Below are 26,634 nucleotides of genomic sequence, written 5' to 3' on the forward strand. Positions count from 1 at the left end.
TGGTTCCTCACCATCCTGCCGTTTGTTGCAAAGTGAACGTCAGGATTTCTTGCGTAGCCGCTGAATCAGCGATGAAGTATCCCAGCGTTTCCCGCCCATCTGCTGAACATCCCCATAAAACTGATCCACCAGCGCCGCAACCGGCAGCCGGGCTCCATTCTTGCGCGCTTCCTCCAGGCAGATCGCCAGGTCCTTACGCATCCAGTCAACGGCAAACCCATGCTCGAATTCGCCGTCAATCATGGTGCCGGAGCGGTTTTCCATCTGCCATGACTGGGCTGCACCCTTAGAGATAACATCCACGACTTTGCGTACATCGAGCTCTGCCTGCTCTGCAAAGTGAAGCGCCTCGGACAGTCCCTGTACCAGGCCGGCGATGGCAATCTGGTTGACCATCTTGGTCTTCTGGCCACTGCCAACCGGGCCCATCAGGTTCAGGGCCTTGGAATAATGCTCCATCAGTGGCTTCGCTTGCGAGAAGGGATCATTTTCGCCGCCGCACATGATCGTGAGCTTGCCGTTTTCAGCCCCTTGCTGGCCGCCGGAGACAGGTGCATCGATAAATTCAAGATTGCGTGCCCTGGCAAGCTGCGCCAGCTGTTCGGCAATGCCTGCAGAAGCCGTGGTGTGATCCACCAGAATGGCGCCGGGCTTGGCATTGGCGATGATGCCCTCGGGCCCCTCGAAGACTTCCACAAGGTCGTGGTCAGCGCCGACGCAGGTAAATACGAAGTCGGCTTCCATCACGGTGCTGGCGATAGAGTCGCAGGCTTTGCCCGGGTATTTACCGGCCCAGGTAGCGGATTTTTCGGCGCTACGGTTCCAGACCCTTACGTCGATTCCTGCGTTTGCGAGATGGCCGGCCATGGGATAACCCATGATGCCCAGGCCGATAAATGCTGCGGTTACGCTCATACAGTCTGTCTCCGGACTTTGGTTATTATTGGGAAATCAGCCTTAATCATTACAGAATGAGCAGACACAAAAAAGGCCGCTGTGCAGCGGCCTTTTTTGATAGCGGGTTTGATAACCCGGTTTTGCCTATTTTTCCGGATATTTCCGGGCTTCTTCGCCGGTGTACAACTGGCGCGGACGGCCAATGCGATAATCGCCGCTGACCATCTCGTTCCAGTGGGAGAACCAGCCAATGGTGCGGGACAGGGCAAAGATGACGGTGAACATGGACGTCGGGATGCCGATTGCCTTGAGAATCAGGCCGGAATAGAAGTCCACGTTCGGGTAAAGCTTACGCTGGACGAAATATTCGTCTTCCAGTGCAATTTTTTCCAGTCGCTGGGCAATTCGCAGCAATGGGTCGTTCTCCAGGCCCAGTTCGGTCAGCACTTCGTAAGCCGTTTCCGCCATGACTTTGGCGCGCGGGTCGAAGTTCTTGTAAACCCGGTGACCAAAGCCCATCAGGCGGAATGGGTCGTCCTTGTCCTTGGCCTTGGCAATGAACTTCTCGATATTGGCCTCGTCGCCGATTTCCGCGAGCATGTCCAGAACCGCTTCGTTGGCGCCACCGTGAGCCGGGCCCCAAAGGGCAGCAATGCCGGAGGCAATGCACGCGTACGGGTTGGCGCCGGTAGAGCCGGCGAGACGTACCGTGGAGGTGGACGCATTCTGCTCGTGGTCCGCGTGCAGGATGAAAATCTTGTCCATGGCTTTGGCCAGGATTGGGTTCGGCTTGTACTCCTCGCAGGGAACGCCAAACATCATCTGCAGGAAATTCTCGGCGTAGGACAGGTCGTTGCGGGGGTACACGAACGGCTGGCCAATACTGTACTTGTAACACCAGGCCGCAATGGTCGGCATTTTGGCAACCAGGCGGTGTGCAGTAATTTCACGCTGATGGGCATTGGTAACGTCCATCTGGTCGTGATAGAACGCGGAAAGCGCCCCGACTACGCCACACATGATGGCCATTGGATGCGCATCCCGGCGGAAGCCCTGGAAGAAGTTGCGCATCTGGTCATGCAGCATGGTGTGGCTTTTGATCGTTTCGTGGAATTTCCTGTTTTCTTCCGGGGTGGGCAGCTCGCCATTGAGCAGCAGGTAGCAGACTTCGAGGTAGTCCGAATTTTCAGCCAGTTCCTCGATCGGGTAGCCCCGGTGCAGGAGAACACCGTTGGCGCCGTCAATGTAGGTGATCTGTGATTCACAGGCGGCAGTGGACACAAATCCGGGGTCGTAAGTAAAGACGCCTTCCTGGACCAGGCTTCTCACGTCAATGACGTCAGGGCCGACGGTGCCCGAGTAGATCGGTAGCTCGATGGACTTGTCACCCACCGAAAGCGTGGCTTTCCTGTCGGTCATGGTGCTCTCCTATTTATCAGCATTTGGATGCGCTAGAAGGCGCGTATTATCGCAAAACTGGCGGCAAAATATAGGGCGTTGGCTTTTTTTGTCAATGGAGGGGGCAATAAAACCCATTATTTGACACTCACTGTAAATCAGGGAAACCCGGAATACGCCCTTAACGGAGGCTGAATTGAATTTGTCAATCATCTATATAGCGAGTCCGAAGCCCTGATTTAACGGGGTTTACCAAGGTTGTGCGTTTGTAATTGACAGGGGTACTCCTTATAATCCCTATCCCGGAATCGGGGATACACTAGGCCGCAGCGTCAATATCAAAAGAACGCTTGCCGGTTTTTCTCCCTCCTTAGGCAATCGTGTACCGAATTCGTTCAACACGATAATCCTTACATACCAACCATCCGCATCCGGTTCTTCCGGCCCGCGGGTCCAAAAGAGAGTGTGAGAGCGCTGTGAATAGCAAACGACCAGTAAATCTCGATCTCGGCAAGTTCCATTTTCCGCTGCCAGCCATCACGTCCATACTGCATCGCGTCAGTGGCATCATCATTTTTGTGGGTGTTGCTTTCATGCTGTACGGACTTCAGCTTTCCCTGTCCGGGGAAGAGGGCTTCAGCCGCGTTAGTGGATTGCTGGACAGTTTCCTTGCGAAGCTGATTACCTGGGGCATTCTGTCTGCCTTGCTGTACCACCTGGTTGCGGGTATCAAACACCTGCTGATGGATATGGGCATCGGCGAAGAGCTTGAAAGTGGCCGGCTCGCGGCGAAAGCCACAGTCGTGATTTCCGTTATTCTCATCCTTCTGGCAGGAGTCTGGGTATGGTAAGCAGCGTAACGAACCTCGGACGCAGCGGCGTATTCGACTGGATGATCCAGCGCGTGACCGCCTACGTACTTGCTCTGTATACAATTTTTCTGTTCGGTTTCATGTTGACCTCTGACGTCAATTACGAGACGTGGTCCGCACTCTTCGATCAGACCTGGTTCCGCATCTTTACCTTGCTCGCACTGCTGTCAATCGGTGCGCATGCCTGGGTGGGGCTCTGGACAGTAACAACGGATTACATCAAGGCGACTCTGCCCCGGTTCCTGGTTCAGGCACTGTGTGGTTTGACAATGTTCGTGTATGTAGTCTGGGGCATTCAGATTCTTTGGGGGCTTTAATTAATGGCTAATATCAAGACCATGTCTTACGACGCGATTGTTATCGGTGGTGGCGGTGCCGGTATGCGTGCCGCCCTTCAGCTGACCGAATCCGGCGTCAATACTGCGTGTATCACCAAGGTGTTTCCGACACGTTCCCACACAGTGTCTGCCCAGGGCGGTATTACCTGTGCGATAGCCAGTGCCGATCCCAATGATGACTGGCGCTGGCACATGTACGACACCGTCAAGGGCTCTGACTACATTGCCGATCAGGATGCCGTCGAGTACATGTGTTCAGTAGGCCCGCAGGCCGTTTTTGAGCTTGAGCACATGGGGCTGCCGTTCTCCCGTACCGAGCAGGGCCGTATCTATCAGCGTCCGTTCGGCGGCCAGTCCAAGGGTCCGGACAACCCCACTCAGGCGGCGCGCACCTGTGCCGCTGCTGACCGTACCGGGCACGCATTGCTGCACACCCTGTATCAGGCAAACCTGAAAGGTGGCACAACGTTCCTGAACGAGTGGTACGCGGTTGACCTGGTCAAGAACAGCAAAGACGAAGTCGTCGGTGTTGTTGCGATTGAAATCGAAACCGGTGAAGTGGCTTACATCAAAGCCAAGGCAACGGTTCTGGCCACCGGCGGTGCGGGTCGCATCTACGCCTCTACCACCAACGCCCTGATCAATACCGGCGACGGAATCGGCATGGCACTGCGTGCGGGCTTCCCGATGCAGGACATGGAGATGTGGCAGTTCCACCCCACCGGCATTCACGGTGCCGGCACGCTGGTGACCGAAGGTTGCCGGGGTGAGGGTGGTTATCTGATCAACTCCGAGGGTGAGCGTTTTATGGAGCGGTATGCTCCCAACGCGAAAGACCTGGCTGGTCGTGACGTTGTCGCGCGTTCGATGGTCATCGAGATTCTTGAAGGCCGCGGCTGTGGCCCGGAGAAAGATCACGTTCTGCTGAAGCTGGATCATTTGGGTGAAGAAACCCTGAACCTGCGTCTGCCGGGTATCTGTGAGTTGTCACGTACCTTTGCACACGTGGACCCGGTCAAAGAGCCGGTTCCGGTTGTTCCGACCTGTCATTACATGATGGGCGGCATTCCGACCAACGTCGGCGGTCAGGCTCTGAGCCAGGACGAAAACGGGAAAGACAAGCCCATTCCGGGTCTGTTCGCCTGCGGCGAAGCGGCCTGCGTATCCGTACACGGTGCCAACCGTCTGGGTGGCAACTCGCTGCTTGACCTTGTGGTGTTTGGCCGTGCGGCTGGCCTGCATATTGAAGAACAGCTCCGTGGCGGCTTCGAGGTTGACGGCGCCAGCGAGCAGGACATCAAGAATGCCATGGCTCGCCTTGACCGCCTTAACAGTGCGTCCGAAGGTGAAAGTGTTGCCGACGTTCGCAAGGACCTGCAGAGTTGCATGCAGCTGTACTTTGGCGTATTCCGTGACGGTAAGAGCATGGAAGAGGGGCTCAAGAAGCTGGAGACGATCGGTGAGCGTGTTCGTAACACCAAGCTGGCCGATACCAGTAACGCCTTCAACACCGCTCGTATCGAAGCGCTTGAACTCGATAATCTTTTCGAAGTGGCTCAGGCTACCGCCATTTCCGCGTTTGAACGTAAGGAAAGCCGCGGCGCCCACGCCCGTAACGACTTTACCGAGCGTGACGATGAGAACTGGCTCAAGCACTCTATGTATTACCCGGTAGACAAGCGTGTCGGTAAGCGTGATGTGAATTTTGCGCCGAAGACAGTTGACACGTTTGAGCCGAAGGTCCGGACTTACTGAGGGGGACGTCAAAATGTTAGTGAGCCTTTATCGTTATAACCCGGAAACCGACAACGCGCCTTACATGCAGGACGTGGAAGTCGAGGTTCCGGAAGGCAAGGACCTGATGGTCCTTGATGTGCTGAACCTCATTAAAGAGCGCGATCCTTCAATGGCCTACCGTCGTTCCTGCCGTGAGGGTGTTTGTGGCTCTGATGGCATGAACATGAATGGCAAGAACGGTCTTGCCTGCATCACTCCGATGTCGGAAGTGGTCAAGAACAACAAGCTGGTTCTGCGTCCGTTGCCCGGGCTGCCGGTCATTCGGGATCTGGTGGTCGACATGAGTCTTTTCTACAAACAGTATGAAAAGGTCATGCCGTACCTGGTTAACGACAATCCGGCACCTGCCATTGAACGTCTCCAATCTCCGGAAGATCGGGAGAAGCTGGATGGCCTGTACGAGTGTATTCTCTGTGCCTGCTGTTCCACGTCCTGTCCGTCGTTCTGGTGGAATCCGGACAAGTTCATCGGTCCTGCCGGCCTGCTCCAGGCCTACCGCTTCCTGGCGGACAGCCGCGATACGGCTCAGGAAGAACGGCTTGCCAATCTGGATGACCCCTTCAGCGTATTCCGCTGCCGCGGCATCATGAACTGTGTCAGTGTCTGTCCCAAAGGCCTGAACCCCACAAGGGCAATCGGCCATATCCGCAATCTTCTGCTTCAGCGGGCGACGTAAGCAGAATCTGGCACACGCGCTATACTGTGCTGACAAGCACGGCACCCGGGATGGCCCGCAACGAGGCGGGCCCTTCAACCAAAGGCTTATAGTCAAAAGTCTTAGCAGGGTGCACACTACGCAGGCCGTGACGGGAACTTATAAAGTTCCCCAGCGGCTTTGCTGAGTATAATAACCACCGGGGAACGGAAAACATCCTTGTTGGGTGTGGTGGCCACAGTCGATCCCGTAAAAACCCGTATTGACTCAGATTTACCCCTGGCCGACCATAGCCAGCTCCCCGCACCAGCCCAAGGTGAGCTATTCAAAATGCACGAAAGCATAATGGAGCAGTTATGGCAGACTTCCCACCTCCAAGGTGGAAATCTTGCCTATGTTGAGCAGCTTTTCGAAACCTACCTGACAGACCCCAATGCCATTCCAGAAGAGTGGCGCAGCTACTTCGATAAACTTCCCAGTGTGGATGGCTACAAAGGCCGCGATATAGATCACTCATCTATACGTCAACAGTTCGAGCACATTTCCCGTAATCAGCGTTTCCTTGCCTCCAGCGGTGTGCCTGCCAGCGCAACGGCGGATGCGGACAAGAAGCAGATTCGTGTACTCCAGCTGATCAACGCCTTTCGTTTTCGTGGCCATCAGGAAGCCAGGCTTGACCCTCTCGGGGTCTGGAATCGTCCCCAGGTGGAAGACCTCGACCCCTCGTTCCATGAGCTCTCCGAGGCGGATTACGACCTCGAGTTCCAGACCGGCTCTCTGAACTTCGGTTCCGAGACCATGAAGCTCAAAGAAATTGTGGGTGGTCTGCGTGAGACTTACTGTGGAAGTATTGGCGCCGAGTACATGCACGTTGTGGATACGCGGATCAAACGCTGGTTCCAGCAACGGATGGAACCGGTTCGTTCCAGGCCCAACTACGAGGCCGGTACCCGCAAACATCTTCTGGAGCGTCTCACGGCTGCAGAGGGCCTGGAGAAGTATCTGGGTTCCCGCTATCCGGGCGTGAAGCGTTTTGGCCTTGAAGGTGCCGAAACTCTCATCCCCTGCCTTGATGAGCTTATCCAGCGTGCGGGTAGCTATGGTGCCAAGGAAATCGTGCTGGGCATGGCACACCGTGGCCGCCTGAACGTTCTGGTAAACACCCTCGGCAAAAACCCGAAAGAACTGTTTGACGAATTCGAGGGCAAGAAGCTCGCGGATTCCGGCTCCGGTGACGTCAAATACCACCAGGGTTTTTCATCCAACGTGATGACTGAAGGTGGTGAAATCCACCTGGCGCTGGCCTTTAACCCGTCACACCTGGAAATTGTCTCGCCAGTGGTTGTGGGTTCTGTTCGTGCCCGCCAGACCCGTCGTGAAGATCCCAACGGCACCCAGTGTGTACCCATTATCATGCACGGTGACGCAGCCTTTGCAGGGCAGGGCGTGGTCATGGAAACCTTCCAGATGTCCCAGACCAGGGGCTACGGTGTTGGTGGAACCATCCATATCGTCATTAACAACCAGGTCGGTTTCACCACCAGCAAACAGGAAGATGCCCGCTCTACGGAATACTGCACCGATGTGGCCAAGATGGTTCAGGCCCCGATTCTGCACGTGAATGCGGATGATCCTGAAGCGGTCATGTTTGTGACCCAGATGGCCATGGATTATCGTCATGAATTCAAGAATGACGTGGTCATTGACCTGGTCTGCTATCGCCGCCGTGGCCACAACGAGGCGGATGAGCCGGCTGCTACCCAGCCGGTGATGTATGACAAAATTCGCAAGCTGACAACGACTCGTAACCTCTACGCTGAAAAGCTGGTGGCGGACGGAATTATTACCGAGGAAGAGTCCAAGCAGATCGAGCTGGATTACCGTGATGAGCTGGACAAGGGCGACCATGTGGTCAAGGCGCTGGTCAAGGAACCTAACAAGGAGCTGTACGTAGACTGGACCCCCTATCTGGGCCACGAATGGACAGCGAAGTGCAAATCCAGTGTTGCTCTGAAGACGATCCAGAAGCTTGGCAAAAAGCTGACCCACGTGCCCGAGGGCTTCAGCATTCAGCGCCAGGTATCCAAGATCATCACTGATCGCGAGAAGATGACAGCCGGCGCACTGCCCATCAATTGGGGCTATGGCGAGATCATGGCCTACGCCACGCTGATCAATGAAGGGCACCCGGTCCGTATTACCGGGCAGGACGTAGGGCGCGGTACCTTCTCTCACCGTCATGCGGTTCTGCACAACCAGAAGGACGGCTCGACCCATATTGCCCTGGAGCATCTGGCCGAGGATCAGCCCGATTTCGAGATCTATGACTCGCTGCTGTCCGAAGAAGCCGTGATGGCCTTCGAATACGGTTATTCAACGACCGCTCCAAAGGGCCTGGTAGTCTGGGAGGCCCAGTTCGGCGACTTTGCCAACGGTGCTCAGGTGGTGATAGACCAGTTCCTGACCAGTGGCGAGCACAAATGGGGTCGCCTGTGTGGTCTGACCCTGCTGCTGCCTCATGGTTATGAAGGTCAGGGGCCTGAGCACAGCTCAGCTCGCCTTGAACGCTTCCTTCAGCTTTCTGCCGAGCACAATATTCAGGTATGTGTGCCGACAACTCCGTCGCAGGTTTTTCACATGCTGCGCCGTCAGGTCAAGCGTCCGCTGCGCAAGCCGTTGGTCGCCATCACGCCGAAGAGTCTGTTGCGGCATAAAGAGGCAACCTCGGATCTTGACGATCTGACATCCGGCACTTTCAAGACAATTCTGCCGGAGAAAGAGCCTTCAGACCCGAAAAAAGTCAGTCGCCTGATACTGTGCAGCGGCAAGGTCTATTTTGACCTGTTGGAGCGCAAGAAAGCTGACGAGCGGAATGATGTCGCTATCGTTCGTATTGAGCAGCTGTATCCATTCCCGGGGGATGACCTGGATGAGCTCCTGAGCCAGCACACTAAGCTCAAGCATGTAGTCTGGTGTCAGGAAGAGCCCATGAACCAGGGTGCCTGGTACTGCAGTCAGCATCACATGAGAAATGCACTGCATCGCCACAATCCCAAGTTGTATCTTCAGTACGCCGGTCGTGATGCTTCTGCTGCTCCGGCTTGTGGACACATGTCAGTCCACATTGAAGAGCAGAAAAAACTGGTTAACGACGCGTTTGAAATCTGACGAGCTACCGAACTAAGGACCCGAGATGTCAACTGAAATAAAAGCCCCCGTATTCCCAGAGTCGGTCGCAGAAGGCACCGTCGCGACCTGGCACAAACAGCCTGGCGAAGCCTGTTCACGTGACGAGCTGATTGTCGATATTGAAACCGACAAGGTTGTGCTCGAAGTGGTTGCTCCGGCTGACGGCGTTATTGAGGAAATACTAAAGGGCGAAGGCGACACCGTAGAAAGCGGTGAGGTGGTCGGCAAGTTCAAGGAAGGCGCCACTGGCGAATCAAAGCCTGCCGCCAAGGATGAAGGCAAGAAAGAGGAAGGCAAGAAGGAAGAGGCGGCTGAAACATCGTCTGAAACGACTGCCGGATCCTCTGGCGAAGCCATTCTTAGCCCGGCTGCCCGCAAGCTGGCAGAAGAGAACAACATCAAGCCGGAGGCCGTTGAAGGTACCGGAAAAGATGGCCGTGTTACCAAGGAAGACGTTCAGAATCATATAGATGCTGGTAAGTCCTCAGGTACTACGTCAGCTCCTTCGGCCAAGCCTGCTGGTGATATGCCCCAGGTGGACGTGAGCTCCGGTGAGCGCCCTGAAAAGCGTGTGCCGATGACCCGTCTGCGCGCGAGCATTGCCAAGCGCCTGGTCAATGCCCAGCAAACCGCTGCCATGCTCACTACGTTTAATGAAGTGAACATGGGCCCGGTCATGGAGCTGCGCAAGCAGTACAAGGAAAGCTTCGAGAAGCGTCACGGAGTCAAGCTTGGCTTCATGTCGTTCTTCACCAAGGCTGCCACCGAGGCTCTGAAACGTTTCCCTGCCGTGAATGCCTCTATTGACGGTAACGACATGGTCTACCATGGCTACCAGGATATCGGTATTGCCGTTTCAAGCGACCGTGGCCTGGTTGTCCCTGTCTTGCGCGACACTGATGCACTTGGTCTTGCGGGTATCGAAAAGAAGATTGTTGAGTACGGTACCAAGGCCAAAGAAGGCAAGCTTGGCATCGAAGAGATGACCGGTGGCACCTTCACCATTACCAACGGTGGTATTTTTGGATCATTGATTTCCACGCCGATCCTGAATCCGCCACAGACAGCCATTCTGGGCATGCACAAGATCCAGGAGCGGCCGATGGCGGTGAACGGCAAGGTGGAAATTCAGCCGATGATGTATCTGGCTCTTTCCTATGACCACCGCATGATCGATGGCAAGGAAGCGGTACAGTTCCTGGTGGCCATCAAGGAAATGCTTGAGGATCCGGCGCGCATTCTGCTGGACGTCTGAGCCGACACTTAACGAATTGGAAAACGGGATAAAACATGTCTGACAAGTACGACGTAATCGTCATTGGCGCTGGCCCTGGCGGCTATGTTGCCGCCATCAAGGCAGCTCAACTGGGCCTGAAAACCGCGTGCATCGAATCCTGGACTGACAAGGAAGGCAAGAACCGGCTCGGCGGTACTTGCCTGAATGTGGGCTGTATTCCTTCCAAGGCGTTGCTGGAGATTTCCCACAAGTACGAGGAGGCCAGCCACGGTTTTGCGGATCAGGGCATCATTGCAAAAGATGTCAAGATGGACATCGGCAAGATGATGGAGCGCAAGGAAGGCATCGTGAACCAGCTCACCGGTGGCATTGGCGGGCTGTTCAAAGCTAATGGTGTTACACCGATCTATGGTCACGGCAAGTTGATGGCCAACCGCAAGGTTGAGGTGACGGACAAGGATGGTAAGACCAAAACCTATGAGGCTGATAACGTTATTATCGCTACGGGTTCCAAGCCGATCCAGATTCCGCCCGCGCCTTTTGATGGTGAGCACATTGTCGACTCCGAAGGCGCACTGGAATTCACCGAAGTACCCAAGCGTCTTGGTGTTATCGGTGCCGGCATCATCGGCCTGGAGCTTGGTAGCGTATGGGCCCGCCTGGGTGCAGAAGTAACGGTACTCGAAGCTGTGGACACCTTCCTTCCGACCATTGACCAGCAGATTGCCAAGGATGCGCTGAAGCAGTTCCAGAAACAGGGGCTCAACATAGTGCTGGGCGCCCGTATGACCGGTGCGGAAGTGAAGCGCAAACTGGTCAACGTCACCTATGAGGATGCCAAGGGCAAGCAGGAAGCCAAGTTCGACAAGCTGATTGTCGCCGTTGGCCGTCGCCCGTATACGGATAACCTGCTGTCTGAAGACTCTGGTGTCCAGATGGATGAGCGTGGTTTCATTTTCGTGGATGATACGTGTAAAACCGAAGCGCCGGGTGTCTGGGCCGTTGGTGATGTGGTTCGTGGCCCAATGCTGGCCCATAAGGCGTCAGAAGAGGGCGTCATGGTGGCAGAGCGGATCGCCGGCCATAAACCTCAGGTGAACTACGATTGCATCCCCAACGTGGTCTACACCTTTCCGGAAGTTGCCTGGGTCGGCAAGACCGAAGAGCAGCTCAAAGCCGAAGGCGAGGAATACAATGTTGGTACCTTCCCGTTTGCCGCCAATGGCCGCGCCATGGCAGCAAATTCGGCAACCGGTATGGTCAAGATCATCGCTGATGCGAAAACTGACCGGATTCTCGGCTTCCACGTGGTAGGTCCCCAGGCTTCTGAAATCGTTGCCCAGGGCGTTATCGCCATGGAGTTTGGTTCCAGTGCCGAAGATCTGGCCCTGACCTGTTTTGCACATCCGACTCTGTCTGAGTCAGTGCACGAAGCAGCTCTGGGCGTGGCTGGTGGTGCTATTCACATCGCCAACCGCAAGAAAAAGAAGTAACGCAAACCAGGAATTTTTAATTCGGGACATTGACTATGAATTTGCATGAATATCAGGGCAAACAGCTGTTCGCTGAATATGGCCTGCCAGTATCCAAGGGCATTGCCTGCGATACCCCCAAGGAAGCAGTGGCTGCTGCTGACGAAATCGGCGGCGACGCCTGGGTTGTAAAGGCCCAGGTACACGCTGGTGGCCGCGGCAAAGCCGGCGGCGTAAAGCTGGTCAAGAGCAAAGATGAGATCCGTGCCTTCGCCGAAAAATGGCTTGGCGAGAAACTGGTGACCTACCAGACGGACGAAAACGGCCAGCCGGTCAGCAAGATCCTTGTCGAGTCCCTTACCGACATCGACCAGGAGCTTTACCTGGGTGCCGTTGTTGACCGTGGCAGCCGTCGCATCGTGTTCATGGCGTCCACCGAGGGTGGTGTCGAGATCGAGAAAGTGGCTGAAGAAACCCCGGAGAAAATCCTGCGGGCCGAAGTTGATCCACTGGTAGGCGCACAGCCATACCAGGGCCGCGAACTGGCGTTCAAGCTGGGCCTGGAAGGCAAGCAGATTGGCCAGTTCACCAAGATTTTCCTGGGCCTGGCAAAGCTGTTTGAAGACTGCGACCTCGCGCTGCTGGAAATCAACCCGCTGGTTATCACGCCAGCCGGCGACCTGCACTGCCTGGATGCCAAGATCGGTGTTGACGGTAACGCCCTGTATCGCCAGAAGAAGATCCACGATATGCACGATCCCTCCCAGGAAGATTCCCGGGAAGCGGAAGCGGCAAAGTGGGAGCTCAACTACGTAGCGCTGGACGGCAACATTGGTTGCATGGTTAACGGCGCTGGTCTGGCCATGGGTACCATGGACATCATCAAGCTGTCCGGCGGCCAGCCTGCCAACTTCCTGGATGTTGGCGGCGGGGCTACCAAGGAACGCGTTTCCGAAGCGTTCAAGATCATTCTTTCTGACACCAACGTCAAGGCGGTTCTGGTTAACATCTTCGGCGGCATTGTGCGCTGTGACATGATTGCCGAGGGCATTATTGGTGCCGTGAAAGACGTCGGCGTCAAGGTTCCTGTGGTTGTGCGTCTGGAAGGTAACAATGCCGATAAGGGCACAAAAGTACTCGCCGACAGTGGCCTGAACATCATCGCTGCCACCAGTCTGTCCGATGCGGCAGAGCAAGTTGTTAAAGCCGCGGGGGGTAAATAATGAGCATCCTGATCAACAAAGACACCAAAGTTATCTGCCAGGGCTTTACCGGCGCACAGGGTACTTTCCATTCTGAGCAGGCCATTGAGTACGGTACCAAAATGGTAGGCGGCGTCAGCCCCGGAAAGGGCGGCACCGAGCATCTTGGTCTGCCGGTATTCAACACCGTACGTGAAGCGGTCGAGAAGACCGGTGCAGAAGCCACCGTTATTTATGTACCGGCTCCGTTCTGCAAAGACGCCATCATCGAAGCCGCAGACGCTGGCATCGAGCTGATTGTGTGCATTACCGAGGGTATCCCGACCATCGACATGCTCTACGCAAAAGAGTATGTCGATCGCAAAGGCGTTCGCATGATCGGGCCGAACTGCCCGGGTGTGATCACGCCGGGTGAGAGCAAGATCGGTATTATGCCGGGCCATATTCACAAGCCGGGCAAAGTGGGCATTGTGTCCCGTTCAGGTACCCTGACTTACGAAGCGGTCAAGCAGACCACGGACTTCGGCTACGGTCAGTCCAGCTGTGTTGGTATCGGTGGTGACCCGATTCCGGGCTCCAACTTTATCGATATCCTGCAACTGCTGCAGGACGACCCTCAGACAGAGGCCATCGTGATGATCGGCGAGATCGGCGGTACCGCCGAGGAAGAAGCCGCTGCCTTCATCAAGGAAAATGTCACCAAGCCAGTGGTTGCCTACATCGCTGGTGTGACAGCGCCTCCGGGCAAGCGTATGGGCCACGCCGGTGCGATCATCTCCGGTGGTAAGGGTACGGCAGACGAGAAGTTCGCTGCCCTGAACGATGCCGGTGTCAAGACCGTGCGTAGCCTGGCCGAAATTGGCAAGGCCCTGAAAGAAGTGACTGGCTGGTAAAATACCGCCGGTTTAAAGAGAGCCCCCGGGTCTGCCTTGCGGACTGCCGGGGGCTTTTTGTTTTCAGGCGCCAGTGGCAGGTTTTTGAAAGGTACCTTAACGCCGGGGGGCACATAAGACTATAATGCCCGGTCAGCCTGCAATATGATGGCTGTTTCCTATAAACAGAAGGAGTTCATGCTTTGAGTTCTGTCGATTCCCAGCAACGGATTTTGTCCGGCATGCGTCCCACCGGCAAGTTGCACCTTGGCCATTATCACGGTGTTCTGAAGAACTGGGTAAAACTCCAGCATGAATTCGAGTGCTTCTTCTTTGTCGCGGACTGGCACGCACTGACCACAAACTACGACGACCCCAGCGGTATCCAGGAAAGCGTCTGGGATATGGTGATTGACTGGCTGGCGGCGGGTGTTAACCCCGGCTCGTCCACCATGTTCATCCAGTCCAAGGTGCCAGAGCATGCCGAATTGCACCTGCTGCTATCGATGATTACGCCTCTGGGGTGGCTTGAGCGCATCCCCACCTACAAGGATCAGCAGGAAAAGCTGCGGGAGAAAGACCTGGCCACCTATGGCTTCCTGGGTTACCCATTGCTGCAGAGTGCGGACATTCTCATGTACCGGGCAGGGCGGGTGCCGGTAGGCGCGGACCAGGTATCCCACGTGGAGATCACCCGGGAAATTGCCCGTCGCTTCAACCACCTCTATGGTCGTGAACCGGGGTTCGAAGAGCAGGCGGAGGGCGCCATCGTCAAGATGGGCAAGAAGAATGCAAAGCTCTACCGCACTCTGAAGAAACGCTACCAGGAAGAAGGCGATATGGAGGCGCTGGAAACTGCCAGGGCCCTGCTCAAGGAACAGCAGAATATCTCCCTGGGAGATCGTGAGCGGCTGTACGGCTACATTGAAGGAGGCGGCAAGGTGATCCTTCCCGAGCCTCAGCCGTTGTTGACACCGGAATCGAAGATGCCAGGGCTGGATGGCCAGAAAATGTCCAAGTCCTACAACAACTACATTGGTCTGCGAGAGGACCCGGACAGCGTTGCCCAGAAGGTCCGTACCATGCAGACCGACCCGCAGCGTGTGCGTCGGACGGATCCGGGCGAACCGGAAAAGTGCCCGGTGTGGGGACTGCACAAAGTGTATTCCGATTCCGATACCCAGGAATGGGTGCAAACCGGGTGCCGCAGCGCGGGCATTGGCTGCCTGGAATGCAAGAAGCCACTGATTGACTCGATCATCGAGGAACAGCGCCCGCTGCATGAGCGTGCCCGGGAGTATGAGAGTAATCCGGACCTGGTCCACGCCATTATTGAAGAGGGTTGTGAGCATGCCCGGGACGCGGCACGGGATACCCTGGAGGACGTCCGGGCGGCCATGGGGTTGAGCTACCGCTGAGCATCGATGATGACGATTCTGGAGACACCATGACAGACGATACCGCAGGCAAAACAGCGGCTGAGGAGGGGGTGGAGGCACCCGTTCCGGTCGCTGAGCCGGCGCCGCTGGCACGGGTCTCCGGTAAACCGGTGGTTGACCTGCCACGTGACCTGTACATACCACCTGATGCCCTCGCGGTATTCCTGGAAGCGTTTGAAGGGCCGCTGGATCTGTTGTTGTACCTTATCCGGCGCCAGAACATGGATATTCTGGATATCGATGTCAGCGAAATCACCAAGCAGTACATGGATTACATTGGCGCCGTGGAAGCCATGCGGTTTGAGCTGGCTGCAGAATACCTGGTGATGGCGGCCACCCTGGCGGAGATCAAATCCCGGATGCTGCTGCCGCGGCAGGAAACCGAGGACGAAGAGGAGATTGATCCCAGGGCCGAGCTGATCCGCCGCTTGCAGCAGTACGAGCGCTTCAAGCAGGCGGCCGAAGACATTGACCAGATGCCGCGGCTGGAACGGGACAATTTTACGGGCTCGGCGGCATTGCCGAAAATGCCCTCCAGCCAGCCGCATCCGGATGTGGATCTGCGGGAAATTCTGCTGGCACTCCAGGGTGTACTGAAACGGGCGGACCTGTTCACCAGCCACCACGTTGAGAAAGAGCGGCTGTCCACCCGCGAGCGCATGTCGGCGATCCTGTCGGTGTTGCGGGACGACCAGTTCGTGACGTTCGAGAGCCTGTTTACACCGGAAGAGGGGCGACTGGGTGTTGTCGTCAGCTTCCTGGCGACTCTTGAGCTGGTCAAGGAGCAGCTGATCGAGGTGGTGCAGGCCGAAGTTCTCGGCCCGATTCATGTCAGGGCCAGAGCGTCCCGCTGACAGTCTGGCATCGTGCAATCCGATACCTGGTAGTGGAACCATGAACGAAGAAAACCTCAAAAAGATTCAGGCGATTACCGAAGCGGCCCTGCTGGCTGCAGGCAAACCGATGTCGGTAGAGCAGTTGCGGGAACTGTTTGAAGAAGACGAACGCCCGGCCCGCCAGATCATGGAGCATGTGCTGGTGTTGCTGGAGCAATCCTGCCAGGGGCGGGGCTTTGAGCTGAAGAAAGTGGCCAGCGGGTATCGGCTGCAAGTCAGGGAAGAATACGCGCCCTGGGTAGGGCGGTTATTCGAGGAGAAACCCCAGCGTTATTCCCGGGCATTGCTGGAAACGCTGGCTCTGGTGGCCTATCGCCAGCCCATTACCCGGGGTGAAATTGAGGATATCCGTGGCGTAACCGTCAGCAGCAACATCGTTCGCACATTGCTTGAGCGAGAATGGGTGCGGGTGGTCGGGCATCGGGATGTGCCTGGCCGGCCGGCGATGTACGCCACCACCAAACAGTTCCTGGATTATTTCAACCTGGAGGGGCTGGACCAGCTACCTCCGCTTTCCGAAATCCGGGATCTGGAAGAAATAGGTCGGGAGATTGAGAAGAACATACAGGCGGAGATCGAGTTTGAATCTCCCGCCCGCGATACTGGTGACGACGACGGGGAAACATCACCGGAGTCCTCCCCAGGGCAGACACTTCACTGATGCCGCCGGCATCAGCCACTTGTTAAGGAAAGATTCATGGCGGCAGATCGCCCCCGAAAGCCGGAAAAGAAACAGCCGGAAGAAAGCACAGCTTCCGCCCCGGAACGCATTCAGAAGTTGCTGGCCAGAGCCGGTGTGGGGTCACGCCGGGAAGTCGAGGGCTGGATTGAGGCCGGGCGTCTGGTGGTTAATGGACAGCCAGTGGCGCCAGGGCAGAAAGCGTCGGTCAGTGATCGTATTGAACTGGATGGCAAGCGCCTTGATATCACTGCCGGTGCCGAAGTGCTCCGGCGCGTGCTGATCTACAACAAGCCGGAAGGTGAAGTGACCACACGACGGGACCCGGAAGGTCGCCCGACTGTCTTCGACAGCCTCCCCAGGCTTCGTGACCATCGCTGGATTGCGATCGGCCGCCTTGATATCAATACCACCGGACTGGTGCTGTTCACCACCGACGGCGAACTCGCCAACCGGTTGATGCACCCCTCTCGCCAGATTGACCGTGAATACGCGGTGAGGGTGTTTGGTGAGGTAGACGAAGCCATGATCAAGCGGCTTTCAGAGGGTGTCTTGCTGGATGATGGCATGGCGAAATTTTCCGACATCACTGAAGCCGGCGGCAAGGGGATCAACCAATGGTTCCACGTCACCCTGCTGGAGGGACGTAACCGGGAGGTTCGGCGGCTGTGGGAGTCTCAGGGCGTTCGTGTCAGTCGTCTCAAGCGGGTACGCTACGGGCCGATTTTCCTGCCCAGCCGACTGACGGTTGGCAAATGGGAAGAACTGGACCAGAAGGCGGTAGACTCGCTCAGCAAGTCGGTGGATTTGCAGCCGGTTGAGATTCCCGCGAAAACGCCCTCTGAGCAGAAGATTCATGATCGACAGCGCCGGAAGCAGCCAAGTTCCGCACCGCGGAAATCCGGCAATCCCCGTTGGCAGGTTGATAGCTCAGGTCCTGATCAGAAACCGGCCCGCAAGCCACCAACCCGCAAATCGCCGAAGCGATAATCAGTTTCCGATAACGGCGAAAACCCGGGTGCAGTTACGACCGTGGTCTTTCGCCCGGTACAGGGCTTCGTCGGCGCGGGCCAGCCATTGATCCGCGCTTTCATCAGGAAGGCGCTGGGCGACGCCACAACTGGTGGTGACCGACACATCGACATCACCACAGTTCACGGAAATGCTCCTGATATACTCGAGAATCCGGTCGGCAACGGCCCGGGCATGGCATTCGTCTGTATGAGGCAGGAGGATGGCAAACTCCTCGCCGCCGAAGCGATAAACGCTGTCCGAATTCCGCACCGCCTTTTCCAGCTCGGCTGCTGCCAGCTTCAGGATGTGATCTCCCACTACGTGGCCATGTTGATCGTTAACGTCCTTGAAGTGGTCCAGATCACACAGAATCAGTGAATAGTTATCTCCATGGCGGTCGCCAAGGGAGCATGCGCGCGCCAGAACCTCGTCCATGGCCCGTTTGTTGGGTACTCCGGTCAGGGAGTCTGTCAGTGCGGCCTGTTCGATGGCAATGAACTGGCAGGCATTGCGAACCGGGCAGATGGCCGCAGCCAGCATCAGTTCAATCCCTTCCAGTTCCTGCTCGGTAAATTTCTGGCGCCGGCTGAGAGACAAGGTGCCGTAGAAACTACCCTCCAGGTTGAGCCGATAATCGCAACGATGAGGCCCACCCATACCGGTGGCATACACAAATTCGCGGGCGGCTATCTGGTGCCGGTAGTTCATGCAGTCGAAGGGCACCACAGAGCTGAGTTCTTCCGCCAGAATGGCCAGCTGGGTTTCCAGCTTCAGCGTTGTCGAAAGCCTGCGGGTAAGCCGGGTAAGAACGTCCGGGGACTCACTCCACTCCCGGTGAGCCTGCCTGAGCGCGGCCAGCTTCTGGGGTTGGGGGCCAGACTTGTTGATCCTCGGGATATTTTTCACTCTACGCGACCTGTTAAAGATATTTTTTCTACTTTAAGCAAATATTTGGCCAATATGGTAATAAGCCATAAAACCAACGACATGTAAATTAGTTATAAAGTGATTTATAGAAGTTTTGAGGGTGAAAGTGAACAGTGTGTCAACAAACCGGCAGTAGTTTGCCGTGCCAGCCGGATCGTTAAAATGTCGGACAAGGGCCTTGGGCTGGTCTGTGCCTGTGGTAAACTTCTGCGCTTATTCTTTGCTGCCAAGTAGCGAGTGAGCGACGAACTTTATGAGGTTTCAGGCCCCCGAAAGTCTTTCCGAGCAGATAGCCCAGCACATCGGGCAGCGCATTGTGACCGGTGATCTCAGGCCGGGCGAACGGATCCAGGAGCTCAAGGTAGCCGGAGAACTCAACGTCAGCCGCGGCTCCGTTCGCGAAGCCCTGTTGATTCTGCAGCGCCGCCATCTGGTGGAGATTTTCCCCCGCCGGGGCGCGGTGGTTTCCCGATTGACTCCGGAACTGGTGAACAGCCTCTACGATATCTATATCGACCTGCTGTGCATGCTGGGGCGCAAGGTGCTTGAGCGCTGGTCCGGCCAGCAGTTGTCCGGCGTCATGGGGCAGGTACGTGAGCTGCAGGCGGTGATCGATGCGCTGAACTCCTCTGGCGGCGACGCGGCGGAGCAGGTGATAGACGCGGGGTTCGGGGTCATGCATTACGCCTACGGCCTGGTAGAAAACCCGTTCCTGGAAGAGACCCTGGAAAACTTCCGGCCCGCCATCAGCCGTACCTATTTTGTCGCCCTCGAGAACTTCCGGGACGAACTGGAAGAAACCGGTCGCTTTTTCAGGCTGCTTGCTGACGCCGCTGTCCGCGGTGATTCCCCCGGCCTGGAACAGGCAATCTGCGAATTTGGTGAGCATCAGCGCCAACAGGTATTGAGTATTCTCAGGGAAGAGGTGAGCACCTGACATGCGCCTGAAATCCATCAAACTGTCCGGTTTCAAGTCTTTCGTGGACCCTACCACGGTACCCTTTCCCTCCAACATGACCGCGGTGGTGGGCCCCAACGGCTGTGGCAAGTCCAATATCATTGATGCCGTGCGCTGGGTCATGGGTGAAAGCTCTGCCAAGTACCTCCGTGGTGAGTCCATGTCGGACGTCATTTTCAATGGCTCCAGTGCCCGCAAGCCGGTGGGCCAGGCATCTATCGAACTGGTCTTCGATAACAGCGACGGCTCGGCGCCCGGTGAATTCGTTCGCTTCAACGAAATCTCGGTCCGACGCCGGGTCTCACGCGAAGGTCAGTCGGAATACTTCCTCAACGGCTCCAAATGCCGTCGCCGCGACATCACCGATCTGTTTCTGGGCACCGGCCTGGGTCCGCGCAGCTACGCCATCATCGAACAGGGCATGATTTCCCGGCTGATTGAAGCCAAGCCTGAGGAACTGCGGGTGTATATCGAAGAGGCGGCGGGCATCTCCAAGTACAAGGAACGCCGCAAGGAAACCGAGAGCCGCATACGCCGGACCCAGGAGAACCTTGAGCGCCTGACCGATCTACGGGAAGAGCTGGGGCGCCAGTTGCAGCACCTGGAGCGACAGGCCCAGGCGGCTGAAAAGTACAAGGCCTACAAGCAGGAAGAGCGCCAGAAGAAAGCCGAGCTGACTGTGCTGCGCTGGCAGACCCTGGACAAGGACCTGCAAACCTGGCGCTCCCGCATCCGCGATACCGAACTGGAACTGGAAAAACAGCTGTCTGAGCGTGTCGGTCTGGAAACCTCCCTGGAATCCCTGCGGGGAAGCCATCAGGAGCGGAACGAGCACTTCAACAGGGCCCAGGCCCGCTATTACGAAGCCGGTGCCGACATAGCCCGCATCGAACAGAGCCTGGAACACCAGCGTGAACGCAGCCGACAGACGGCCACAGAACTGGACCAGGCCATGGCCAACCAGCGCGAACTGGCCCGTGAGCTCGAGCAGGACCAGGAAAAGCTGTCCGGCATTCAGGCAGACCTGGATATGCTGGAGCCCGAGCAGGAGTCGTTGACGCTGAAATCCGAGGAGTCCGGCGAAAAGCTTCAAAGTGCCGAAGATGCCATGAGTGAATGGCAGCATAACTGGGAGGATTTCAGTGCCCGTTCGGCAGATTCCCGTCGGCAGGCGGAACTGGCGCAGTCCCGTATACGCTCTCTGGAAAACGCGATTGAACAACTACTGACCCGTCAGCAAAGACTCAAAGACGAGCAGGAGCTGCTTGAGAGCCAGCTTGACCGCGCCGAACTGGATGACTTCCTTGAGCAGCAGGAAACCCTGGAATTGCAGCGGGAAGAAGCCTCGGAGCGAATCGAAGCAGTTCAGGATGAGCTCCAGGAGGCGCGCCACCAGCAGCGGGATGCCGAACAGGCAACAACCGACGCCCGCCAACAGGTCCAGAGCCTGAGAGCATCACTGGAATCCCAGCAGGCATTGCTGGAAGAGCAGATGGGCGGCCACGACGATGCCCTGCAGGCGTGGCTGAATGAGCGGGGTCTGAGCAACAGCCCGCGGCTGGCCAGGCAGCTCCGGATCGAGGATGGCTGGGAATTTGCGGTAGAGCAGGTGATCGGCCGGTTCACCCAGGGGCTCAGCGTTCCGGGCCTGGGTTCGGTGCAATCGGAGATGGCCGCTGCCCCCCGTGGCTTGGCGCTGGTAAGCAGTGAATCAGGCAGTGCCGGGCCATCAGAAGGGCTTGCCGGCAAAGTAACCGGCGCCGGTGGTATGGCTTCCGTGCTCGCGCTGGTGGAGACCGCGGAGTCTATGGAGGAAGCCCTTGGTCGCCAAAGCACGCTGGAGACAGGCAAGAGCATTATTACGCGCGAGGGCGCCTGGCTGTCGGCTGACTGGATCCTGATGCCGGATTCCGATGCCGCACAGGTTGGTGTGATTGAGCGTCAGAAAAAGGTCACCGCACTGGCAGAGGAGCTGGAGCAGGCAGAGGCTGCCCTGGAAACCGCAACGGATAACCTGGACCGCTTGCTGGAACGGTCGGAACGAGCGGAAGCTGCCAGAGACGAAGCCCAGGCCCGCCTCGCGGCTGCCGACCGGGAGCTGGCCACGCTGTCATCAAAGATCAGTGGTCTGAAAGCCCGTGCGGAACAGATTGATGCCCGCCTGCAGCGCATCCGCGACGATCTGGCGGATGTGTCCATGAACCTGGAAGAGCAGCAGGAACAGCTGCAGGAAACCCGGGAAGAATGGCAGCAGGCTCTCGCTTCCACGGAAGACTCTGACGAAGAGAAAGAGCGCTTGCTTGAGCGCCGGGACCTGCTGCGCGAAAACCTGGACCGGCTGCGCCAGGAGGCCCGGCATGATCGCGACCATGCCCATCAGTTGCAGCTCCAGTTACAGTCCCTGAACAGCCAGCGAGACGGCCTGCACCAGACCATCGAGCGCACGCAGCTGCAGAAAGAGCGAATCGACGAACGTCTGGACATCCTTCGGGAAAGCCGCGAAAACGCGGAAGAGCCCATTGAAGACCTGCAGATGCAGCTGGAAGGGTTGCTGGATCGTCGTCTCGCTGAAGAGGAAAAACTGGGCGTAGCGCGGGATGCGCTTGAAGAAATCGATCAGGAAGTGCGTGAGAGGGAACAAAGGCGCAGCCGCATAGAACATACCATCCAGGACGTCAGGGCCGATCTGGAAAAGCTGAAGATGGAGTCCCAGGCACTGGAAATCCGCGCCGGCAACCACCTGGAACAGCTTGAAGAACTGGATGTCCGCCTGCAGGAAGTCCTCTCGACATTGCCGGAGGACGCCAGCGAGAAGGGTTGGGCCGATGAGCTGGAAAAGCTTGCCTCACGGATCCAGCGCCTGGGGGCCATTAACCTGGCTGCCATTGAGGAGTACCAGGTACAGAGTGAACGCAAGACCTACCTGGACAGCCAGCACGAAGACCTGATGGAAGCCCTGGAAACACTGGACACGGCTATCCGCAAGATCGACCGGGAAACCCGTCAGCGCTTCAAGGAAACCTTTGATCAGGTGAACGGAGGCCTGCAGGCGCTGTTTCCGAAAGTATTCGGGGGCGGCAATGCCTACCTGGAGCTGACCGGTGAAGATCTGCTGGAAACCGGCGTGGCGATCATGGCCCGGCCGCCGGGCAAGAAAAACAGCACGATCCATCTGCTTTCCGGTGGTGAAAAGGCTCTGACGGCGATTGCGCTGGTGTTTTCGATTTTCCAGCTCAATCCGGCTCCGTTCTGTATGCTGGACGAGGTGGACGCGCCTCTGGACGACGCCAACGTGGGACGTTATGCCAACCTGGTGAAGGAAATGTCCAAACAGGTGCAGTTCATCTACATTACCCACAACAAGATCGCCATGGAAATGGCCGATCAGTTAATGGGTGTTACCATGCATGAGCAGGGTTGTTCACGACTGGTATCGGTTGATGTGGAAGAGGCGACCGCATTGGCGGAAGCCTGACATCATGCCCGTCGGTCAATGTTCGTGCAAAGATGACAAAAACGCCATCTGGCCTGTGTTTGCGTTGTATTCATTACAGGCTTTTCTTAGAGTAGCAACGATATCTGATCTGCAAACAGGACAGCACCAATATGTCTCTTAGGGAATGGTTAATTGCCATCGGTATCCTGGTTATTCTGGGTATTGTGATTGACGGGTTACGCCGCATGCGGCGCGCCCGCAAGGAATCGATTGCCATTTCCTCCGGCATGGGGGCGGATGACCTTGACGACTCCCCGCTCGACAAGGACTTCAATCCCGAGCTCCCCAATGGCGGGGCGCGCACCATTTCCCGCGATACACTGGAAGAACGCGGCTATGTAAAGCCGGAAAAAAGCCGTTTTGCGAAGCCGCAGCCGAAGCCTACCCGCCCTATAGTTTCCAGTACCAGGGACGAGACCCAAGACGAAGCTGCGCCGGAAGAGGCCGCGGAGGATTTTGCCGCCAGTGAGACCGACAGCAGCTCGTTTCAGTCCGATACCGGGTGGGGCGCGGTTGACGATGAACCGGAAATGCCTGCAGCAGACGACGCTATTATCGGAGAACCCAGGGTTGTTGGCAGCGAAAGATCCGATGAGCCTCGGCACCCGAGCAAAGATCAGGGCGAGTCCGTGCCGCCCACGGTGACTACCGAAGTGGAAGAGGATACCGCCCGTCGCGATCAGGCGGTCCGCAGCTCAAGTCAGCCATTGGCCGGCGCAAACCGTCCTGAAGCCCGGGAAGTGGTGGTCATCAACGTACTGGCAAAGAGCGGGCAGAATTTCACTGGAACCCAACTCAAGGCACTGTTTGAGGCCTGCGGTCTTGAGTACGGTGACATGGACATCTATCACCGTCACGAGCAGACCGACACAACCAGTCCTGTCCAGTTCAGCGTTGCCAGCGCCGTGGAGCCGGGCACCTTCAAACCGGAAGACATGCCGGGGCTTTCCACGCCGGGCATCAGCTTCTTCATGAGTATGCCCGGACCAACCAACTCCATGCAGGCTTTCGAGTTCATGCTGGAGACCGCGCAGTGTGTGGTGCGCAACCTGGGTGGCGAACTGAAAGATGAGCGGCGCAGCGTGATGACTCCGCAGACCATCGAGCACTGCCGCCAGCGCATTCGTGAATTTGAACGCAAGCAACGATCCCCCCGAAAATGACCAACGCTACCCCCGACGTGATCAGCCGGGCCGAAGAACTCCGGGAGATCCTCACTGAACACAATTATCAGTATTATGTTCTGGATGATCCCCGGGTGCCGGACGCAGAGTACGATCGCCTGTTTCGCGAACTGCAGGAACTGGAAGCCCAACACCCGGAGCTTGTTACCCCGGACTCACCCACACGTCGCGTGGGCGCCCAGGGGGAAACCACCTTTGACGAGGTGGTGCACCGGATTCCGATGCTGTCCCTCGACAATGCATTCAGCGAAGAGGAACTGAGGGATTTCGACCGCCGGGTCAAAGACCGTCTGAAATCCACCGAAGACATCGAGTATGTGTGCGAGCCAAAGCTGGATGGCCTTGCGGTCAGTCTGCATTACGAATCCGGCATCCTTACCCGCGCTGCCACCCGGGGCGATGGCTACACCGGCGAAGACATTACCGCCAATATCCGTACTATCCCGTCAGTTCCACTGAAGCTCCGTGGCAAGTCGGTGCCCGAGCTTGTGGAAGTGCGCGGAGAGGTCTATATGCCCCTTGCAGGGTTTGAAACCCTGAACAAACGGCTGGCCGACCGCGGCGAGAAAACCTTCGTGAACCCCCGCAATGCTGCGGCAGGCAGCCTGCGTCAGAAAAAGCCCTCGGTGACGGCACGCCGTCCACTGGAAATGTGCGCCTACAGCGTTGCGCTGGAGGATGAGAGCCGTTTACCGCCGACACACTGGGAAGGGCTGCAACAGGTAAAAACCTGGGGGTTCCGCATAAACCCGGAGATGCGCAAGGCCACCGGGGTAGAAGCCTGTCTGAAAGCCTATGACGATCTGATGGGCAAGCGCGCCAGCCTGCCTTATGAGATCGACGGGATTGTTTTCAAGGTAAACAGTCTGGCCCTGCAACAAGAGCTGGGCTTCGTGTCCCGTGCGCCGCGTTGGGCCATTGCCCACAAGTTTCCGGCCCAGGAAGAGCTTACTGTCATAGAAGACGTGGAGTTCCAGGTGGGGCGAACCGGTGCCATTACCCCGGTTGCCCGCCTTAAACCGGTGTTTGTGGGCGGTGTTACGGTCAGCAATGCCACGCTTCACAACATGGATGAGATCCGCCGACTGGATGCCCGCATTGGCGATACCGTATTTGTTCGACGGGCCGGTGACGTGATTCCCCAGGTCGTGAAGGTGGTTCCCGAAAAGCGCCCGGACAACGCCCGGGTTGTCGAGCTGCCGCGATCCTGCCCGGTTTGCCAGTCCGATGTTGTTCAGATAGAGGGTGAGGCTGTGGCCCGCTGTTCCGGCGGACTGTTCTGTCCGGCCCAGCGCAAGGAAGCCATTCGCCACTATGCATCGCGCAAGGCACTGGATATCGAGGGCCTGGGTGACAAGTGGATCGACATTCTGGTGGATCGGGAGCTGGTGAATACTGTTGCCGATCTCTATCTGCTGAAGAAATCCGACCTGACCGGCCTGGACCGGATGGGGGAGAAGTCGGCCGGCAACCTGATCAGCGCCATCAATCGCTCCAGGCATCCGGTGTTGTGGAAGTTTGTTTATGCGCTCGGTATTCGGGAAGTCGGCGAAGCCACCGCGAAGGCTCTCGCCAGTCACTTCGGAACGCTGGAAGCCATCAGTGAGGCTGATGAGGACACCCTGCAGTCCGTTCCCGATGTGGGCCCTATTGTTGCCGGCCATATCCGCAGCTTCTTTGATCAGCCCCACAACCAGGAAACTATTCAGGCGCTCAGAGACGCCGGGGTAGAGTGGCAGAGCGAGGAAATAACCGCCACTGAGAAACCCCTGAAAGGGGAAACCTGGGTGCTGACGGGCAGCCTGTCCGGTATGACCCGGGACGAGGCCAAGGCCAGGCTCGAGTCGCTCGGAGCGAAAGTGGCCGGAAGTGTTTCCAGGAAAACCGCCTGTGTTGTCGCCGGTGAGGCGGCGGGGTCAAAGCTCACCAAGGCGGAGAGTCTGGAAGTGCCGGTGATGGACGAGCAGGCCTTTACCGACTTTCTTGCAACCCATGGCATCGAAGGCTGAAACCACCGTGCCCGCTATGACCAGACCGTGATCAGAATCTGAGAACTCGCGCAGATCCCGCCTCCGGGAAATTGATTACCATGAGATTGTTCTGTAACGGTGT

The 26,634-nt window shown here is 57.1% G+C and carries 20 protein-coding genes; 17 read left to right on the forward strand and 3 right to left on the reverse strand.

From position 1 onward, the window contains the following. Positions 1-39 precede the first annotated feature (39 nt). Both FDP08_RS01435 and gltA read right to left on the reverse strand, forming a co-directional pair. Positions 40-915, reverse strand: a complete 876-nt coding sequence (locus FDP08_RS01435; protein WP_137434266.1) for an NAD(P)-dependent oxidoreductase — start codon at positions 913-915, stop codon at positions 40-42. 126 nt (positions 916-1,041) lie between these two features. Next, a complete protein-coding gene (gene gltA / locus FDP08_RS01440) occupies positions 1,042-2,316 on the reverse strand; it encodes a citrate synthase (RefSeq protein WP_137434267.1) in 1,275 nt (424 codons plus the stop codon). Positions 2,317-2,771: 455 nt separating this feature from the next. On the opposite strand from gltA, the gene sdhC reads away from it, so the two are divergent. The 13 genes from sdhC (at position 2,772) to rluB (ending at position 17,933) form a co-directional block, all read left to right on the forward strand. Beyond that, complete coding sequence (gene sdhC / locus FDP08_RS01445) at positions 2,772-3,146, forward strand: succinate dehydrogenase, cytochrome b556 subunit (RefSeq protein WP_036208076.1); 375 nt, start codon at positions 2,772-2,774, stop codon at positions 3,144-3,146. Further along, a complete protein-coding gene (gene sdhD / locus FDP08_RS01450; RefSeq protein WP_137434268.1) occupies positions 3,140-3,484 on the forward strand; it encodes a succinate dehydrogenase, hydrophobic membrane anchor protein in 345 nt (114 codons plus the stop codon). The genes sdhC and sdhD overlap by 7 nt, the downstream gene beginning before the upstream one ends. 3 nt (positions 3,485-3,487) lie before the next feature. Next, a complete protein-coding gene (gene sdhA / locus FDP08_RS01455) occupies positions 3,488-5,260 on the forward strand; it encodes a succinate dehydrogenase flavoprotein subunit (RefSeq protein ID WP_137434269.1) in 1,773 nt (590 codons plus the stop codon). Positions 5,261-5,273: 13 nt separating this feature from the next. Then, on the forward strand, positions 5,274-5,978 hold the full coding sequence (locus tag FDP08_RS01460; protein WP_137434270.1) for a succinate dehydrogenase iron-sulfur subunit: 705 nt from the start codon (positions 5,274-5,276) through the stop codon (positions 5,976-5,978). 309 nt (positions 5,979-6,287) lie between these two features. Continuing rightward, the gene (locus FDP08_RS01465; protein WP_137434271.1) at positions 6,288-9,125 is read left to right on the forward strand and encodes a 2-oxoglutarate dehydrogenase E1 component; all 2,838 of its coding nucleotides are present in this window, start codon (positions 6,288-6,290) and stop codon (positions 9,123-9,125) included. 25 nt (positions 9,126-9,150) lie between these two features. Continuing rightward, positions 9,151-10,401, forward strand: a complete 1,251-nt coding sequence (gene odhB / locus FDP08_RS01470; protein ID WP_137434272.1) for a 2-oxoglutarate dehydrogenase complex dihydrolipoyllysine-residue succinyltransferase — start codon at positions 9,151-9,153, stop codon at positions 10,399-10,401. Between the two features lie 35 nt (positions 10,402-10,436). Beyond that, on the forward strand, positions 10,437-11,876 hold the full coding sequence (gene lpdA / locus FDP08_RS01475; RefSeq protein ID WP_137434273.1) for a dihydrolipoyl dehydrogenase: 1,440 nt from the start codon (positions 10,437-10,439) through the stop codon (positions 11,874-11,876). A gap of 35 nt (positions 11,877-11,911) precedes the next feature. Beyond that, positions 11,912-13,078, forward strand: coding sequence for an ADP-forming succinate--CoA ligase subunit beta (sucC, locus tag FDP08_RS01480; RefSeq protein ID WP_137434274.1), 1,167 nt, complete (start codon positions 11,912-11,914; stop codon positions 13,076-13,078). Further along, the gene (sucD, locus tag FDP08_RS01485) at positions 13,078-13,950 is read left to right on the forward strand and encodes a succinate--CoA ligase subunit alpha (protein ID WP_137434275.1); all 873 of its coding nucleotides are present in this window, start codon (positions 13,078-13,080) and stop codon (positions 13,948-13,950) included. Before sucC ends, sucD begins: the two co-directional genes overlap by 1 nt. A gap of 182 nt (positions 13,951-14,132) precedes the next feature. Continuing rightward, positions 14,133-15,347, forward strand: coding sequence for a tryptophan--tRNA ligase (locus FDP08_RS01490; RefSeq protein WP_170978948.1), 1,215 nt, complete (start codon positions 14,133-14,135; stop codon positions 15,345-15,347). A 29-nt stretch (positions 15,348-15,376) separates the two neighbouring features. Next, positions 15,377-16,222 carry a segregation and condensation protein A gene (locus FDP08_RS01495; RefSeq protein WP_228263204.1) on the forward strand — a complete coding sequence of 282 codons (846 nt, stop codon included), beginning with the start codon at positions 15,377-15,379 and terminating at the stop codon, positions 16,220-16,222. A gap of 40 nt (positions 16,223-16,262) precedes the next feature. Next, the gene (gene scpB, locus FDP08_RS01500) at positions 16,263-16,925 is read left to right on the forward strand and encodes an SMC-Scp complex subunit ScpB (RefSeq protein WP_137434276.1); all 663 of its coding nucleotides are present in this window, start codon (positions 16,263-16,265) and stop codon (positions 16,923-16,925) included. Positions 16,926-16,961: 36 nt separating this feature from the next. Further along, positions 16,962-17,933 carry a 23S rRNA pseudouridine(2605) synthase RluB gene (rluB, locus tag FDP08_RS01505; RefSeq protein WP_137434277.1) on the forward strand — a complete coding sequence of 324 codons (972 nt, stop codon included), beginning with the start codon at positions 16,962-16,964 and terminating at the stop codon, positions 17,931-17,933. Here rluB and FDP08_RS01510 read toward each other — a convergent pair whose 3' ends face one another. Next, the gene (locus FDP08_RS01510) at positions 17,934-18,863 is read right to left on the reverse strand and encodes a GGDEF domain-containing protein (protein WP_137434278.1); all 930 of its coding nucleotides are present in this window, start codon (positions 18,861-18,863) and stop codon (positions 17,934-17,936) included. Between the two features lie 274 nt (positions 18,864-19,137). On the opposite strand from FDP08_RS01510, the gene FDP08_RS01515 reads away from it, so the two are divergent. The 4 genes from FDP08_RS01515 to ligA all read left to right on the forward strand — a co-directional run bounded on the left by FDP08_RS01515 (position 19,138) and on the right by ligA (position 26,531). After that, positions 19,138-19,821 carry a GntR family transcriptional regulator gene (locus FDP08_RS01515; protein WP_137434279.1) on the forward strand — a complete coding sequence of 228 codons (684 nt, stop codon included), beginning with the start codon at positions 19,138-19,140 and terminating at the stop codon, positions 19,819-19,821. A gap of 1 nt (position 19,822) precedes the next feature. Continuing rightward, complete coding sequence (smc, locus tag FDP08_RS01520; RefSeq protein WP_137434280.1) at positions 19,823-23,317, forward strand: chromosome segregation protein SMC; 3,495 nt, start codon at positions 19,823-19,825, stop codon at positions 23,315-23,317. Positions 23,318-23,448: 131 nt separating this feature from the next. After that, complete coding sequence (gene zipA, locus FDP08_RS01525) at positions 23,449-24,501, forward strand: cell division protein ZipA (protein ID WP_137434281.1); 1,053 nt, start codon at positions 23,449-23,451, stop codon at positions 24,499-24,501. Continuing rightward, positions 24,498-26,531: an NAD-dependent DNA ligase LigA gene (gene ligA, locus FDP08_RS01530; protein ID WP_137434282.1), complete on the forward strand. Its 2,034-nt coding sequence runs from the start codon at positions 24,498-24,500 to the stop codon at positions 26,529-26,531. The genes zipA and ligA overlap by 4 nt, the downstream gene beginning before the upstream one ends. The last annotated feature ends 103 nt before the right edge of the window (positions 26,532-26,634 follow it).

Source organism: Marinobacter panjinensis, from assembly GCF_005298175.1.
Lineage (GTDB): Bacteria > Pseudomonadota > Gammaproteobacteria > Pseudomonadales > Oleiphilaceae > Marinobacter > Marinobacter panjinensis.